The sequence below is a fragment of the Scytonema sp. PRP1 genome (assembly GCF_036697665.2).
GTDB classification, from domain to species: Bacteria; Cyanobacteriota; Cyanobacteriia; order Cyanobacteriales; family Nostocaceae; genus Kalymmatonema; species Kalymmatonema gypsitolerans.
On the sequence record NZ_JBAHYJ020000109.1, the window covers coordinates 27268 to 42953 of the forward strand.

Consider the following 15686-nt stretch of genomic DNA (forward strand, 5'->3'; position numbering starts at 1 on the left):
TAACTTGTTAAAACCATCCTTCTTGTTCAAGTGTTTCAATCAATTGAAGTCCACGGGGATCGCCGACTCCCAGAAGGGCTGCTTTGGTGTCTTCCCGCACTCCCAAATCTTGGTCTTCGGCAAATGCTTGAATTAATGCATCAATAGCGGTGGCGTAAACTACGTTAGAAGGCAGTTCGCGACACAGTTGTCCAATCGCCCAAGCACAATTACTTCGCACTGCTGCTACAGGATCTTGCACCAAGGCTGCAATCAAGGCTGGTATTGCTCCCACAACTGTCTCGTAACCCACGTCTGCCATCTGCGCCAAGGCGCTGGCTGCCCACAAACGTACTGCGGAAATATCGGTTCTTAAAGCGTCTGCTAGGGGTGCGAGGCTTCGGCGATCGCGGCAGTTTCCCAATGCCCAAACGACTCCTTTACGCACGTAGCCGTTCCAATCTCGGTTTAGCTGGGCAATCAAAGGTTCAACAGCATCTGGATTTGGGTTTCTTCCGATACCATATGCTGCACTAACGCGCACCAAGGGACAGGTATCAGTTAACAAGCGAATCAGATGCGGAGTCGCCCTCGCATCTTCTATGTCGCAAAAGGCACGCGCTGCCAGCATCCTTTGCTGAGGCTGAGGATGTTCTAATAATGCCAGCATCTCCTCTGGATTGGGCTTTGGCGTCTCTGTTTGGGCAGAGAGCGGTTCCATATGATCCAGAGGGCTTTCTAGCTCTGCTTCGACATCTAGTAGGCTGAGGTCGTCTTCGTCATACATAGCTTCAATCCCTGATAGGGATTAACATATAACCCCCCGTGTCAATAAGTCAAACTCTTAATAGTAGTTTATTTTTCTAACTATTTATTTTTCTAACTATAAGGATAAGGGGTAAGGCAAGTTCTTTGAGAATTCAACATTCAAAAATTTTTCTACACCCCTATTTCCTTGAACTATCAAGAGATTTTACCATCCACAGTGACTGGGTTTGATAACCTAACTGATTGTAAAGATTTAATGCGGCTGTGTTGCTTTGAAACACTTGCAATCCAATTTGGTGATCGCCTCTCGCCTTTGCCCAATTTTCTACATATCGCATCAAAGCTGTGCCGATACCTCGTTGTCTGTGTTCTGGCACAACGTAGAGTAAAAAGATGTGAGCATGGCGCGTTCCCTGCACTTGATCTATGGCATTTCCCACCCAGAGACAGGCGACGGGGGATAGGGGGATGAGGGGGATGTTATTCCCTCTCGCCTGAGTTCTTCTCCTGCAAAGTCTACCCACCACACAGGGGTGTCGTTGGAGAAGTATTGCTCGACTGTTCTGGCTAAATGGGAGAAATCTTGCTGTGGGTAGGCTTCTTGGTAAGTTTGCTGCATGAATTTCACCAGCAGCGCCTTATCCAAGGTAGAACCACGGCGAATTTTGTAACCCGGTAGCAGATCAGACACTTAAAGAAGGAGACAAGGTGGACAACATGGTAATGGCGGTATTTACGCTCTCTAATCCCCCTTTTGCATTTTCTTCAATCGGCGCGGGTGCAGCCATATCAGAGGGTAAAAAGATGCGGGCGCTGACTGCTACAAGAGCAGTGAGGAATATCAGCACCACGATGAACGGGGCGATGTACTGACGAAATATAGCCATATTGTATTTTGCAACGAACAGCGGATTTTTATGAGAATTTTACTTAAGTATTGTGAAGCTTTCTTCGTTTATTTTAGCGATTTTTGCGTAATTTTAAAGAAAACACTTCGCTGATTGTAAAGCACCTACTAGCTGTGAATGAGCCTCAAGCTTTGCTTTTAGCAGGGCTTGAGGCTTGCTGGACTGAGTGATGCTTTTTAAGGGCGATCGCGCAGTGCGTGCTGCTTGCGATGCGAAGAGCGCACATAGCTGGGGGCTACGGGCGATTGGGCAAGGAAAAGCGCCCTTAAGAGCGATGGCGCAAAGCGCCCGCCCTTTAGGGGCGATCGCGTTCTAAGTCAGCAATTGCTTTTTCCCAATACCAATTTTCTGGCATACCAGGGTAATCTTGCTTTGTCTGGTTTACTAGCCGTTCGGCGCTAGCAACATCACCAGCTAAAGAGATCAGCCTGTTTTTGAGATTGACATCAGGTGAACGCTCTTCTGTTCTTGAACGTCGCGTTCTTCCGGGACCTGTTTGCGACTGTTGTCTTCTAAACTCCCAAAATAAAACGTAATAAAGCGTACCAAAAATGACGATTAGGCTAAATGTTCCTAGAAATGTTAGTAGGTTAAGCGTCAAGAATCCCAGAACTAACTGGGAGAGAACGTAGCCAAGTAAGACGCCAGTAATTAAGAGAATAGCTGTTGCAACAATAATAATTAGTTTCTGCCCCATAAATCCTTATTCCTCATAGTCGAGACCTGGTCTGTTCATTGCCACTGGCTTAGAGTTCCAAGGGGCAAAGAATGGCAACAGTAATAGTCCTGGCACAGCCACGGCAATACTAATTAAGAAAAACATCTGCCAACCCGTAATTTCCGCTATTGCACCAGCTGGGGCAGCGAGAATATCACGACTGACAGCCATCAAACTAGATAGTAAAGCATATTGAGTTGCCGAGAAGCGCTGGTTGCACAAACTCATCAAAAAGCCGATAAAGGCAGCTGTTCCTAAACCACCACAGAAGTTTTCTACATTGATGGCAATTACCATAAATTGGTAGTTTTGACCGAGTGCCGCCAAAATGAAGTAAACAAAATTACTCAATGCTTGTAAAAGACCAAATACCCAAAGTGAACGATTTATACCAATTTTGCTCAAAATCGAACCACCTGCTAGGGCACCAACAATAGTAGCAATTGAACCCATACCCAACTGAATAGCACCAATATCAGTTTTGGTGAAGCCAGTTTTGAGTAAAAATGGGGTGGACATATTGCTGAGAAAAGCATCTCCCAATTTATAAAGTACAATAAACCCTAAACTCAACAGAGCTTGGTATATGCCTAGGCGCTGAAAAAATTCTTCAAATGGTAGTATGACCGCCTGTGCTAAAGAATCTGGAGGGCTAACTTTCTTTGGTTCTGGTGCGAACAAAGTGCCAAAAATGCCGATAACCATGAAAAGCGCCATTAACAAGTAAACCGATTTCCAAGGCATACGGTCAGCAAGAATTAACGCCAACGCACCTGCTACTATAATGGCAACTCGATAACCTGAGACGAAAAGACCAGCACCAGCACCCACTTCCAGTTTTTCTAAAACGTCGGTGCGGTAAGCGTCAGCAGCAATGTCTTGCGTGGCGCTCAAAAAAGCGATCGCTATGGCGTTGATCGCCAAAAGTTGTAGTGCTGTGCCGGGTTTTTGCCAACCCATGAACGCGATCGCTACAATCAAAGCAATCTGCGTTGCAATTAACCAGCCCCGCCGCCGTCCCAAAAATGGGAGCTTATACCTATCTAGCAAAGGCGACCAAAGAAATTTCAAGGAATAAGGCAAAGTTACGAGACTCAACCAGCCAATAGTCCCCAAATTTATATTTTCTTCAGTCATCCAAGCCTTCAAAGTGTTACCGGTTAACAAAAAGGGTAAACCCGATGAAAAGCCCAATAACGACAAAGCCGCCATTTTCCGGCTCCCAAAAACTTGCAAAAGCGATGAAATTGTTTTCACTGTTGTATATAATTCTCCTGACCAGGATGAATTTCAGATATCTTGCCACAGTTACTGTGTAATGTCAGGCAAAGATGCCAATATGTAACACAAAGTTCCGCAATCTTATGCACTTTGCGTTTTTCATTTTTTGGCTGTTTCCTAAATGTCTTTAACTTGATAAATTTGATGTCCTCTAATTTCTATACCGTGTTCACCCGGCATTTTGCCCAACCTTCACGAGTTCCGATGTCGCTTTTGTGCTTGAGTAGCCCTAATTCCTGTTCTTGTTGGGTGAGTTGGGCAAATTCTTCGTAACGTGGGTAGTTGGGAGTTACAAATGTTTCTTTACGGTGCAGAATCGGCGGATTTGCCCTTTGTTCGTAGTCTCGGTGAGTTATATACAAAGTTTTTAAGTCAATAGTGATACTTGCCTTTAATGCTGGATGGGGATCAGTATCAAATTCAGGGTAGAACAAGTAGGAAATACGCGGTTCCTCTGTACAAAACTTTATCAGTGTTGCGCCATCAACACGCCCAATGGTGCGGCTAGCGCAGCCTTCGTAAATTCGCAGCAAGGGGTCGAGTTCTTGAAGGGCACAAACATGGACGTAAAGGGCGCTGCGAGTATGTTTGCCAATTTTACTTTTTTCGCAAGCAGTTTGAACGACTCTTGGTTTCCCTAAGCTGAAAAGCTTGGCGTCAGCAACTTGACAAGCTTCGTCATAGCTGCCAAAAAAGGCTTTGATGTCATGGCGCATTTCTGCTGATAGCTTTTGCCATGCAGGGCGCTGATCGAAGTGGGTGAGAGCAAGATAAACTTGGATGTCAAGAGAACGACGGTAGGCGATCGCATCCCATTCTGCTTCGTCAGTGGCTTGCAAAACTACAGCAAAAGCACGGCGGAAGTTTCCAAATTCGCCTAGTAATTCCTGTTCGTTATCCAATTCGCCTTTCACTGGAAGTCTCCCACGTTTGGTAAAAAAATCCATCAGTGGTTCCAGCTTTTGTTTGTAGTCCTCAAACCGTTTCGTAGGAATGCGTACTCTTGGCGTTGAGGTTCTGGAGAAAAAGCGTATTGCCTTGAATCCTTCTTTTTCGGCTTCATCTCGAAAAACAAAATAGACGCCCAGCGCCACTGGTACCGCATCTACATTCAAGGCTTCATCAATGTATTTTTTGAGTTCTTCTTGTTCGTAATATTTCTGAAAAGTATTGCGGCTGGTGACGATACCATCGCCGTAAGCCAGTTGCGCCTTGCTGGGAGCATTTATCAGGACTTGAGCAGCGACAATTAAGACCTTGCGAGTAAGTTCCCATGCTTGGCAAAGAGCTTGGCGGCGTTCCTCTGGGTCTTCAATCACATTCAGGACAAAGCCCAAGTTGACGACATCAGCAGGAATAGGCGGAATATCCGGGTAGTAGTAAGGATCCCAGCCTGCACTGCTGTAGCCCAAGTTTGCCACTCGCTGGACATCGCCACCGTGTCCGCATCCGTAGTCAAAAAACGTGGTATCTTTATTTATAATTGCCCATTCTATTGCCAATCGCACAGGTCTCGATAAGTCAGTGCGAACAATCGCGGCTCTATGACGCTCAATTTCTACGTAGCTCTCTGACATAGCAATATCCTCGTTCCTAGGCTCCGCCTGGGAATGCCTACCGTAAGGCTCCGCCTCAGATAAAGGTGGAGTGACCCCACCCCCAACCCCTCCCCGCAAGCGAGGAGGGGAGAAAATAGAAGTAGGGTGCGTTAGGGTACAGTAACGCACCATTGTTCATATCTTTTCAACTCTTTGTCGCTAATTCAACTAAATCTTCAATCTTCTTGATATTTGGATCGCCTGCTAAGTACCCAATACCACGATGCAAGTGGAGGCGAAATTGCGTGGCGAGGGTTTCTTTGTCTGTTCCGAAGCCGTCGTTGTAGCAGCGTTGCTTGAGGGCGAGTAGCAAAATATCGGACATTTCGCCGCCAAAAACGCGCCATGTCATCTCGACGTTGCTATCTTGGGGAATTGGTACAGGTGAGGGTGCGGTTGATTCGGCTAGGGAACGACAAAACGCCCAACGGCATAGGATATTCCATTGGTCGATTTTGGTGTTGCGTCTGAGTTTGAGGAGTTGGTCTTTGGCTGTTTGGGAGAGTTTGATACGATCTATTGGGGGTTCCATGATTTTGAGAAAAATAAACCGCGAAGGCGCAAAGGACGCAAAGAAAGAAGAAATTAAGAGAGGTTACCAGAAGTAGCCTGGTTGAACTGTTGTTTGGCGGCTGGATGAGTCGTATTTGAGGAGATATTCGCGGGCGATCGCCTCATTTTCCCGCAAGGCTTGCACTTCTTTTTGTCCGATTTCGGTGTCGGTGGAAAGGAGAATGACTTGATGAGAAGCTGATGGAAAGTAACGTTCAACTAGGTTACTGCGGTGAGAGGAGTCTAGTCTGCCCAAAGGTGTATCAATTGCTACTGGTAGGCGGCGTCCGGAAACACGGGCTAATCCCCAAAGGAAGGCGATCGCGAGGAGTTGCTTCTCTCCAGCGCTAAGGCGATGTTTGGGAACGGGTTTCCCCTGTAAATCATACAGGGAGAGGCTAAAGGTGTGGGTGTCAATTGCCACGCGATGCACTAAATCAGATTTGTGCAGGAGGTAGCGGAAGCACTCGGTGACTTCGACTTCAAGTTTATTGAGTTTGCGGAGAGTGAGGCGTTCTCGGAAGAGTTTGAGGGTTTCTTGGACTTTAGCAGAAGCTGTAATAATATGCTCTCTATTTTTGCGGTCAATAGTTTGCACAGTATATTCTTGTAAGTCTTTTTTTAACTTTTTGATTGTATCTTCTAATTCAATCACCCGACGGCGTGTAGCTTCCCAATTCGCTTTGAGTTCAGCAACGTGAGTTTGTGATTTTTGCAGTGCTTGGACTAGCTTCTTATAATCTTCTGGTGATGCAGCAGTCTGCACTTGTCGTTCCAGGGTGATAATTTCTTCTTCCTTATTTTTGAGAATCCCTAATTGTTGCTTGGCAAGATTTTTAGTATTTTGCAAATAGTAAAGAACATTACCCAATTTACTTAAAGTTTCAGCATCAGCTAATAACCAAAGTTCTTCAGGTTGTAGAAAGCTTGAATTCAAAGTTTCTACATCTTGGTCGAGAAAAGTTTTAATTTTGTCAACTTGTTCTTCCGAAATACCTACCTGGCTCATCCAATTCAAGAGGCGTTTATCTCGTTCAAATAAGATATTCCGTGCAATTTGTGCTTGAGAGATGCGAAATTCTTTTTCTGCTTGGGTTTGTGCTTGAGTAAGTAAAGGTTCAATCAATGCTAGCGGTAAAACGTCAGCCGCTAATTCACACATACCTTGACGAGATTCCTCTGTCTCTGCTTTCTTTTGGTCACGCTGATTTTCTAACTGGCTGCGTTCTGCTGCAATTTTACCGCCCTCAGAAATGAATTTATCAAAAGCTTCTTCCTGGTCTTTTTCTGCATCTTTTAGAGATGTTACCAAGCTAATCTCGACCTCTTTAGTTGCTTCCAACTCTTCTTCCTGCTGTTTCAGCTTTTGTTCAATTTCCTCTAAATTTGCCAAATCTTTAGTATCTGCAAGTTCCTTACGTTTGCGGTTTGTTAAAATTTCTATATCAGCTGCCAAACGTTCAGCCAATTCTAATCCTAAAAGTGCGCGAATCGCATCAACGACAATTGGTGGAGGAATTTCCTGTTCTGCCAGTTCTTTAACCTGTTCCCCATCAAAAAGAAACAAATTAGAAATTCCTACAGGCAGCAGATTTTCAATATACTCATCCCAGATATTAACTAATGCCGTATCGAGCCATTCATCATTTTCACGAATATCCAAAATACCTAAGTGGTCTTTACCATCTTTAGGATTTTTTTCCCAAGTTCGTACGACACGATATTTGACTGGCTTATCATTTTCAATGTGTTCAAAAGCCAATTCAATACGGGTTTTTTCATTTGTCGGTGCGTGACTGTTAACGCATTGGGTAAGAAAATCGCCGTAGCTAAGATTTCCACGGGTCGAACATTGGGCGCGAGGTCCATAAAGGGCGAGGCGAATGGCATCCATCAGGGTAGTTTTTCCGCCACCATTCATCCCACCCAAGAGGATGATTGGGCAAGAATTATCTTTATCAATTTTTGGATCGAGATTGATGAGTTGTTTCCCAAAGTAGGGACCAAAGTTTTGTAGAATGAGTTCAAGAAAAATCATGGTGATGTTTTATATCTCGTTCCCAGGCTCAGCCTGGGAATGTATTTTGGGAGGCGGAGCCTCCTTTATAATATCAATGAGGTAAACTAGAGGCTAAGCCTCTAGGTAGGCATTCCCACGCGGAGCGTGGGAACGAGTCAAATACACGCTTGCGAATAGAATTCGCGGCTACACAGGCAAAGTCCGCCTACGCGGACTATTAAATACAGATAAATACAGAATTTTTAGATTATCCGGGAGTAAGTTCCCAGGTAGAAATGATTGATTTTTGACTATGGTGTATCGGCTGGTTCCTGATGTAATTAGCTACCTTGTCTATAGCATCATGACTAACTGTAAATGCTCCATAGCTACCTTGCCATTTGAAAAATTCACCTGGCTTTACTTCATGAGTCATAAAATGGGAGGAACTTCCCTTAATTTGTTTAATTAGGTCAGATATGGTCAGAGTAGGCGGAAAGCTTGTTAATAGATGAACATGATCCTCAATGCCCCCTACCGCAATCACTGTACATTTCAACTGTTCACACTCCTTAATAATTGAGGCAGAAACTAGCTTCTGAATATCAGGTGTAATTAGAGGCAATCTATCCCAAGTAGCCCAAACATAATGTAAATACAACTGTGTGAAATTTGCTCTCATGTTTCTTAAACCCGCGAAGGCGGTGAGACAGCGCTGCAGGAGGGTTTCCCTCCGTAGGCGACTCCGAACCCGAAGGGGTTTCGTCTGTGTAGCCGCGAATTCTATTCGCCTGGTTTCTATTCGCCTGGTTTCTATTCGCCTGGTTTCTATTCGCTTTTTTGAAACTTAATATTTGCCCAAGTTCGCGGTTTGGCAGCTTCACTGTTATCTTCAACAGCAACATCCCCCAAAGTTAACTGTTTAACTGTTGCAACATCGCCTTTATCAACCGCCTCTTTCAAATCCCTTTTCAAGTGTGCATTTTTAATCGCTTCATCTTGGGAACGCGAACTTGTTTTAAAACAACTTTCTAGTGCATCGTATATTCCTACCCGACGCGCCATTTTGCGAAACTGGCGTTCTGTGTCCAACAGTTTCGCCATCAGTTCCAAGTGCATCGCATCACCTTCACAGATTTCTTCTAGCACCGCCCATTCATCACTCCCTAGCAGACTATAGCCAGCACCAGGACGGGGATCGATGAAACGTTCGCCTGTAACTTCCATATAAATGCGGGGTAAACTATCATCAAATTCGTGTCTTTCCTCTAACCAGATGCGACGAATTTCGCTCATTTCTTCTAGGGTAATTAGAGTGATGTCGCGCATATTTTCTGGTGCTGTGTGCCGGATTTGTGTTTGAACAGTAAGAAGTTTTCTAAGCCAGTCTTCCCGTGCTTCTTTAAGATAGGGACCAGGAATAGGCTCAACTGATATTTCATCATCTAAGTTGCGTTCATATAGCTGCACATCACCATTTCTACGTCTGAAATCTCGTCGATCGCGGTTCTCTTCAGCATCTAATTCTACTCGGAAATCTAGTAGAGGTTGTAACCACTCTTTCTCTTCATCATTTTGAATCATTGCGGTCAGTGATTTATCCTGACTTACCAAGGTGCAAACCCAACAGCCAAAACGAGAGCTACCGCAACTAGGAGTCGATGTATCTACAACCAAAGGACATTCATTATCAGCGCTAGCACCTCTGTACATAGCAAATAAGTCCTTGTTGCTGTATTCCCAGGGATTTTCCCATTGCATAAGATAAAGCCAAACTTCATCATTTCGCCAGTCTTCAATTGGGCTATAAACCAGAGAGTTTGGCAAGTTCATGTTAGGACTGAGGCGATCGCGTACTCGCTTTGCTTCCCATTCTTTCATTCTGTTAGCACGTTTTGTGCTTTCAGCTTTGCGAATACCCAAGACAAGAATAGCTTCCCCACTGTTTCGGATAACATTACGAATAAAGCGGTTAGATGGATTTATTTTCAGGCGTTCTGTACACCACCGAAATTTTCCTCTTGGCGCTGGGTAGCCTTTACCTATCAAACCTACCCAGAATGTCTCTTTTAATTCTGGTTGTAGTAGATGGGCTTCAATTGGCATTTCTTGCTTTTGAGCAGCTACTTTCATCTGCTCCAAGGATTTGCGTACCCAAGCAGAAACATAGGGATTTTCTACAAGTGTATCTGTTGTGATAACGTGTATTGTTTTAATCCGTTTTTCTAGAGGAAGTGCTGCGATCGCATTCCAGATTAACTGCAAAGTAGCTGTGGAATCTTTACCACCAGAGTATCCAACGACCCAAGGAATGGCATCCAGACAGTATAATTCTTGTATTTCAGTGGTGAGTTCTTGGATATAATCGACTAACTCTGCCACACTACGAGCTTGCTGACTTTGATTTTCTGAGTGTTGTGCTGTAGCCATTTCTCCTTCTCTGTCTAAACACGGACGTTAGTTACCCGAATTATATGTAGTGCAATTGCAACCCTAGTATTGTAGAACGTAAAGTTTTTAAAAACTTGTCCATATTAACCGAATTTTATAGAGAATTAATTTGTACCAAACCTTCCAGTTTTCAAAAACCAGCATGAAGGACAGCGCATCTAACCCAACCACTGACATCGCTAGCGAGTACTTGCAACGGGAAATCAAAGACCAACAGCTACTCGCTTTACTGCTAGAGAAGTTCCTTGGCAGGAAAGATCGCATTCTTGTTCAGAAAACCGAGATGGGTGGTACCGAGGCTTATGTTGGTTCTGTCACCCTAGAATGGTTTGCGGGTCGTGTTCACTTCGCGTCTGGCTTACCACTGCTGCAAAAAAAGTACAATCCAGATACTGATAACATCGAAATTGACGCGGATAGCATTGATGAAATTCAACAACGTCCCCTTGATTGGTCACGTCAAGCACCGCTAGTCCAGTATTTAGCTGCGCGGAAAAATCACAAGTTTCCGCCAGTTCTCGTGGTGATTAACCAACCGTGGGTGGATAATCCCAAAGCTGCTGAGTGGGATAGTCAGGGACGTGCCACAAAATCTACTACCGAATTCACTGCACTGGATAAAGATGATAAAGTCGGTCTGCTAAATCTTTCTGAGGAGAATGTCACCATTTATGCCTTGGATGGTCAACACCGATTAATGGGGGTGCAGGGTTTGATGGAGTTGATCAAAACTGGCAAACTCCAGCGATACAGAAAGGATAAAACCGCTTACGAAACTTTCATTACGTTGGCTGACTTGGTAGAACAATATCGTGTCGAACCAAGTTATCTGCAAAGCTTGCACAAGGAAAAAATTGGTATTGAGTTCATTTGTGCGGTTGCGGCTGGTGAAACCCGCGAAGAAGCAAGGCGACGGGTGAGGTCCATCTTTGTTCATGTCAATTTGATGGCTGCACCCTTGAGTAAAGGACAGTTAGCACAGCTGAATGAGGATGATGGTTTTTCGATTGTTGCTAGAAAAATCGCTGTCAACCATCCACTTTTGGAACAACAGGAAACGCGAAAGCCTCGCGTCAATTGGAATAGTGCGACAGTTGCAGCGAACTCAACAGTTTTGACAACGCTGCAAGCTTTAAAAGAAATGTCTGAACGATACTTGGGGCAAAAGTACTCTCACTGGAAACCCTTGGATAAAGGTCTAATTCCCATGCGTCCAGAGGATGAGGAACTTTATGAGGGGATACAGGAGTTTCATAAGTTATTCGATTGTTTGGCAAGTCTTCCAAGTTATAAGCTTCTTGAAGATGAGGCTACGCCTGCGTTGCGACGGTTCAGCTTTGAGAAGGATGGCGGCGAAGGAAATATGCTTTTCCGTCCTGTTGGTCAAGTAGCTTTAGCGCAAGCTTTGGGTATTTTGGTTTTTAAGAAAGGGCTTTCCCTGGCAGACATTTTTAAGAAGCTGCAAAAGTTTGACCGTTCCGGTGGTTTTAGCGGTATGGAGTACCCCCAATCTCTCTGGTACGGTATTTTGTATGACCCAAACAAAAAGCGGGTGCAGGTTGCTGGACGGGATTTGGCGGCGAAGTTACTGATTTACATCTTGGGTGGAATTCAGGATCAGATGGAACGTGCGGAACTTCGCAAGGATTTGGCTAAAGCTAGAACTGTAGAAAATAAAACAATAGGTTTTGATGGTAAGTTTGTTGAACCTAAAGCGGTAGGACTTCCACCTGTCTTATAATTTGCAGAGTTAGCGGGGAACTTCTAAATTTGGAAGTAGTCTAAAAACTAAAGAATTGAGACAAAGCAGTAAATCTTTTGGGTTTCAGTGGAGAGAGCTTGGCTCTCGTCCACTAACTCTGCCACGCTACATTGAGCTTGGTCTTTTGCCTCTTGCACTGTTGTAACCCCCATTCCGCACCCTAAATGTCGCACATGAATAAGATGAAGGAAAAGTAGTACATAAAAACTAAAAAAAGAGTAGGTAACAATTCAGCAATTGAGAATAAGTAGCGATAGGTAGTCAAGAGAATGAATTTAGAGGCATATTCCCATGCTCAAGCGATCGGGAAACCTTGGTGAGGATTGAGTTACGAAAATAAAAGAAATAGAAAAATTTAAGTTTTCTCAAAAGAAAGATAGAAAAATTGAGACAGAATTGCGCTCGGAGAATTCTGTTGTTATGTTTAATGTCGAAGAGATGTCTATACAGAATATAGACCATTTGGGGATAGTAGATGCTATTGGATTAGTAGAAATTATTAATGATTTATTGGGAAAAGAAGAAGAAGAGAAGGTGAGTGCTGGTCACGTTGTGAAAGCCATGATTTTAAATGGATTAGGATTTGTATCTCAGCCTTTATATATGTTTCCAAAATTTTTTGAATCAATTCCTTGCGAGCATTTAATAGGTGAGGGAGTCAAAGCCGAATATTTAAATGATGATAAACTAGGCAGAGTCATGGATAAAATGTTTCTCACAGGACTAGAAACAATATTTTTAGCAATTAGCTTAAATGTTGTCAAGAAGTTTAAAATACAGACAACAACGTCACACTTAGATTCATCATCAATCCACGTACATGGAGAATATAAAACAACTTTACCAGAAGTGATATTTGAGAATTCAAAAATTGAAGATGAATCTGACCAAGAAGAATCACAGTTAAAATCCAAACAGGCAATAAATATTACCTATGGATATTCGCGAGATCATAGACCAGATTTAAAACAATTTTTAATAGAATTAATTTGTACGGGGGATGCAGATATACCCTTATTTTTTAAAACAGCATCTGGAAATAAAGTGGATTCTTCGTACTTTGGAGAAATTGCTGTTGAGTATAAAAATCAAATCCAATTAGATAGTTTAATAGTGGCAGATTGTGCTTTATATACAGAAGCGAATCTCAAACTCATGTCGGAAATGAAATGGCTATGTAGAGTGCCGTTAAGTCTAAAATTAGCACAATCATTAGTCTCAACATTACCAGAATCAAAATTTACCGAAAGCGAACTCAAAGGATATTCATTTGTATCTCAAGAAAGTGATTATGGTGGAATAGAGCAGAGATGGTTAGTTGTACAAAGCCAAGAAAGAAGAGAGGTAGATTTACGGAAACTCTCCCAAAAAATTCTGAAAGCTGAAGAAAAAGCTCGCAGTGAATTGAAGAAGTTATCTTCGGAAAAATTTGCCTGTGAAGCTGATGCGGTTAAAGCATTATCAAAACTTTCTCAAAAGTTCAAATATCATCAAATTGAGAAACATAAAGTGACTGTAATAACACCAAAAGCACAAGGAGCAGAAATCCCATCAGATATTTATCAAATATCAGCAACAATCATAAAGGATGAAACTAAAATAAGTCAGGACTCTCTGAGCGCTGGAAGATTTATCATTGCTACAAATGTTCTAGAGCTAAATCAGCTTGGCAATAGCACCATGATTTCCCACTATAAAGCACAGCAGTCGTGCGAGAGAGGATTTGCTTTTCTCAAAGACCCATCGTTTTTTGCAAATAGTGTTTATCTCAAAAGACCCGAAAGAATTGAAGCATTGGCAATGATAATGGGTTTCTGCTTATTAGTTTATAAGTTAGCACAGCGACAAATACGACTGGCTTTATACGAGTCACGATTAACTGTTAAGAATCAGCTAGGAAAGCCTATAGACAATCCTACATTAAAGTGGATATTCCAATCTTTTCAATCAATTCATCTCGTGATTTTTCATGAAAAAAAACAAGTTTCAAATTGGAATCAACAGAGAAACTTTATTCTAAACCTATTACCTGAAGACTGGAGCGCGTTATTATCGATTCATCACATAATTAGATTTTTTAAATGTATAATTTCTCCAGCAACGGGCTATTTTTTCTTTAGAAAATAGCTTTAAATCATTATATCTAATGTTTTTTTGTGAGACTGATACATCAGTGAAATCATAACTTAATTCAACTAACTATAGAACTTTATCTATTAATCGCGACAGAAAATCTATTGCAGTCTTATTGCTAATAATTGAGAATAGCTTGGATATCTTAGATATGAGTTTTCAGGCTTTCTCATCTGTTTTTATGAAAAAAACAGTATAATTTTATTCTTGTTTTAGAGATTTCATTCAGTAATTCCCGTTTGTGACAGTTGGGGTGCGGAATGGGGGTTGTAATCCCTGATAACCAAGGATTTAATATTAGCATATAATTATAGACAAATTTTATACAAAATTGATGCGTACTATTATGGTTAAAACGAATGACGCTTATACCAACAGCGTCTCATCTGAGGTGAAAGTTAAGTTTAGTGCCTTCATCGAGCCGTTCTTTTCGGAGCATTATCGGGAGTCGTGCTATCCAGGGCTGATTTTTCACCAGGGGAAGCGGACTATGCTGCAAATCAATGTACCGGCTGGTGACTTTCCCGCTCTTCTAGTAGCAAAACCTGCTACTGAGAATGATCCTGATTCAGGCAAACAACGCCCAGAAGTGCCAGGTCATGCTGATGAAATCAAACAATATATTATCGAACACGCCCAAAAAGGAAAACCTTGGATTTTAGGAACAATTACCGCAAATGTATCTCCAGGGAAGATAAAAATTCTGGAATTTGGTAGGGGTATTTGCTTAGTTGTCATTCCTCGTGGGGTCAAGTTAGAAATCACTGATGGACAACATCGTAAGAGTGCGATTCAACAATTGGTTGAAGGTGATGAAAGTTACTTAATTAGCGATGATGACTTTCCAATTACTCTGGTGTTAGAGGGAGACTTACAGCAATGTAAGACAGATTTTCGAGACATGGCTCAAACCAAACCTTTAGATAAAGCTTTGTTATTGTCTTTTGGTCAGTTTGAAGGTCGTGTTGGTATTACTAAAAAATTGGTACAAATAGTACCAATATTTAAAGATAAAACAGACAAAATTCATAACTCACCACGCATAAAAGACAAATTAATTTATACAAATAATTACATAGCTAGGGCTGTAAGTTGTGCTTTTACTAACAATCCAGATGATGAACTTAAAGACTACGACGTTGAAAGTTTTTCTGAAGCTTTAGTAAAATGCCTCAATCAGTTTTTATTAGAATGCAACAATACAAAATATATTTTTGAAACTAGTGTTGAGGATTTGACTGTTGATGATGTAAGAAAATTCAAGGATGAATGTTTACTCGGAATGAGTGTTGGGCTAGAAGTTCTAGGTAGATTACTATACTGTACATATGACAAGGCAAGAAATTATTTTGATCAAGATAAGGTTTCCCAACTAGCACAACTAGATTGGTCGAGAGAAAACCCACTTTGGAAGGATAACATAGTTAGGATAGACCCCAACCCTAAAAATCCACAGAAGCCTTATAAACTATCTACTGCTGCAAATGCTGTAACAGATGCAGTCAAGATGGTAAAAATAAGACTGGGATGGATATAA

The 15686-nt window shown here is 42.3% G+C and carries 11 protein-coding genes and 4 pseudogenes; 4 read left to right on the top strand and 11 right to left on the bottom strand.

The features are described from left to right. Positions 1–7 precede the first annotated feature (7 nt). The 3 genes and pseudogenes from V5G28_RS28810 to V5G28_RS28820 all read right to left on the bottom strand — a co-directional run bounded on the left by V5G28_RS28810 (position 8) and on the right by V5G28_RS28820 (position 1634). Positions 8–766 carry a HEAT repeat domain-containing protein gene (locus V5G28_RS28810; protein ID WP_332994193.1) on the bottom strand — a complete coding sequence of 253 codons (759 nt, stop codon included), beginning with the start codon at positions 764–766 and terminating at the stop codon, positions 8–10. A gap of 160 nt (positions 767–926) precedes the next feature. After that, positions 927–1366 (bottom strand): annotated as a pseudogene (locus V5G28_RS28815) (GNAT family N-acetyltransferase). A gap of 64 nt (positions 1367–1430) precedes the next feature. Beyond that, positions 1431–1634, bottom strand: a complete 204-nt coding sequence (locus tag V5G28_RS28820) for a hypothetical protein (protein WP_332994197.1) — start codon at positions 1632–1634, stop codon at positions 1431–1433. A gap of 187 nt (positions 1635–1821) precedes the next feature. On the opposite strand from V5G28_RS28820, the gene V5G28_RS28825 reads away from it, so the two are divergent. After that, positions 1822–1971, top strand: a complete 150-nt coding sequence (locus V5G28_RS28825; protein WP_332994198.1) for a hypothetical protein — start codon at positions 1822–1824, stop codon at positions 1969–1971. Here V5G28_RS28825 and V5G28_RS28830 read toward each other — a convergent pair. The 7 genes and pseudogenes from V5G28_RS28830 to dndC all read right to left on the bottom strand — a co-directional run bounded on the left by V5G28_RS28830 (position 1951) and on the right by dndC (position 10233). Next, positions 1951–2352: an ABC transporter permease gene (locus tag V5G28_RS28830; protein WP_096561483.1), complete on the bottom strand. Its 402-nt coding sequence runs from the start codon at positions 2350–2352 to the stop codon at positions 1951–1953. The two genes, V5G28_RS28825 and V5G28_RS28830, sit on opposite strands and share 21 nt — an antisense overlap. Next, positions 2337–3630: pseudogene (locus V5G28_RS28835) on the bottom strand (AmpG family muropeptide MFS transporter). The gene V5G28_RS28830 and the pseudogene V5G28_RS28835 overlap by 16 nt, the downstream one beginning before the upstream one ends. Before the next feature lie 141 nt (positions 3631–3771). Then, positions 3772–5231 (bottom strand): annotated as a pseudogene (locus V5G28_RS28840) (DNA phosphorothioation-associated putative methyltransferase). Between the two features lie 166 nt (positions 5232–5397). After that, the gene (gene dndE / locus V5G28_RS28845) at positions 5398–5784 is read right to left on the bottom strand and encodes a DNA sulfur modification protein DndE (protein WP_332994202.1); all 387 of its coding nucleotides are present in this window, start codon (positions 5782–5784) and stop codon (positions 5398–5400) included. A 63-nt stretch (positions 5785–5847) separates the two neighbouring features. Continuing rightward, positions 5848–7842 (bottom strand): DNA sulfur modification protein DndD, encoded by a 1995-nt coding sequence (gene dndD / locus V5G28_RS28850; protein WP_332994204.1) that lies wholly within the window; start codon positions 7840–7842, stop codon positions 5848–5850. Between the two features lie 229 nt (positions 7843–8071). Beyond that, the gene (gene tnpA / locus V5G28_RS28855) at positions 8072–8485 is read right to left on the bottom strand and encodes an IS200/IS605 family transposase (RefSeq protein ID WP_332994208.1); all 414 of its coding nucleotides are present in this window, start codon (positions 8483–8485) and stop codon (positions 8072–8074) included. Positions 8486–8631: 146 nt separating this feature from the next. After that, positions 8632–10233: a DNA phosphorothioation system sulfurtransferase DndC gene (gene dndC / locus V5G28_RS28860; RefSeq protein WP_332994210.1), complete on the bottom strand. Its 1602-nt coding sequence runs from the start codon at positions 10231–10233 to the stop codon at positions 8632–8634. 163 nt (positions 10234–10396) lie between these two features. Between dndC and V5G28_RS28865 the strand changes: the two genes are divergently transcribed. Continuing rightward, complete coding sequence (locus V5G28_RS28865; protein ID WP_332994213.1) at positions 10397–11995, top strand: DGQHR domain-containing protein; 1599 nt, start codon at positions 10397–10399, stop codon at positions 11993–11995. A gap of 47 nt (positions 11996–12042) precedes the next feature. Here V5G28_RS28865 and V5G28_RS28870 read toward each other — a convergent pair whose 3' ends face one another. Continuing rightward, positions 12043–12168 (bottom strand): hypothetical protein, encoded by a 126-nt coding sequence (locus tag V5G28_RS28870; protein WP_332994215.1) that lies wholly within the window; start codon positions 12166–12168, stop codon positions 12043–12045. Positions 12169–12436: 268 nt separating this feature from the next. Here V5G28_RS28870 and V5G28_RS28875 point away from each other — a divergent pair. Together V5G28_RS28875 and V5G28_RS28880 are read left to right on the top strand one after the other, a co-directional pair. Next, positions 12437–14084: pseudogene (locus V5G28_RS28875) on the top strand (IS1634 family transposase). A 411-nt stretch (positions 14085–14495) separates the two neighbouring features. Then, positions 14496–15686 carry a DNA sulfur modification protein DndB gene (locus tag V5G28_RS28880; protein ID WP_332994281.1) on the top strand — a complete coding sequence of 397 codons (1191 nt, stop codon included), beginning with the start codon at positions 14496–14498 and terminating at the stop codon, positions 15684–15686.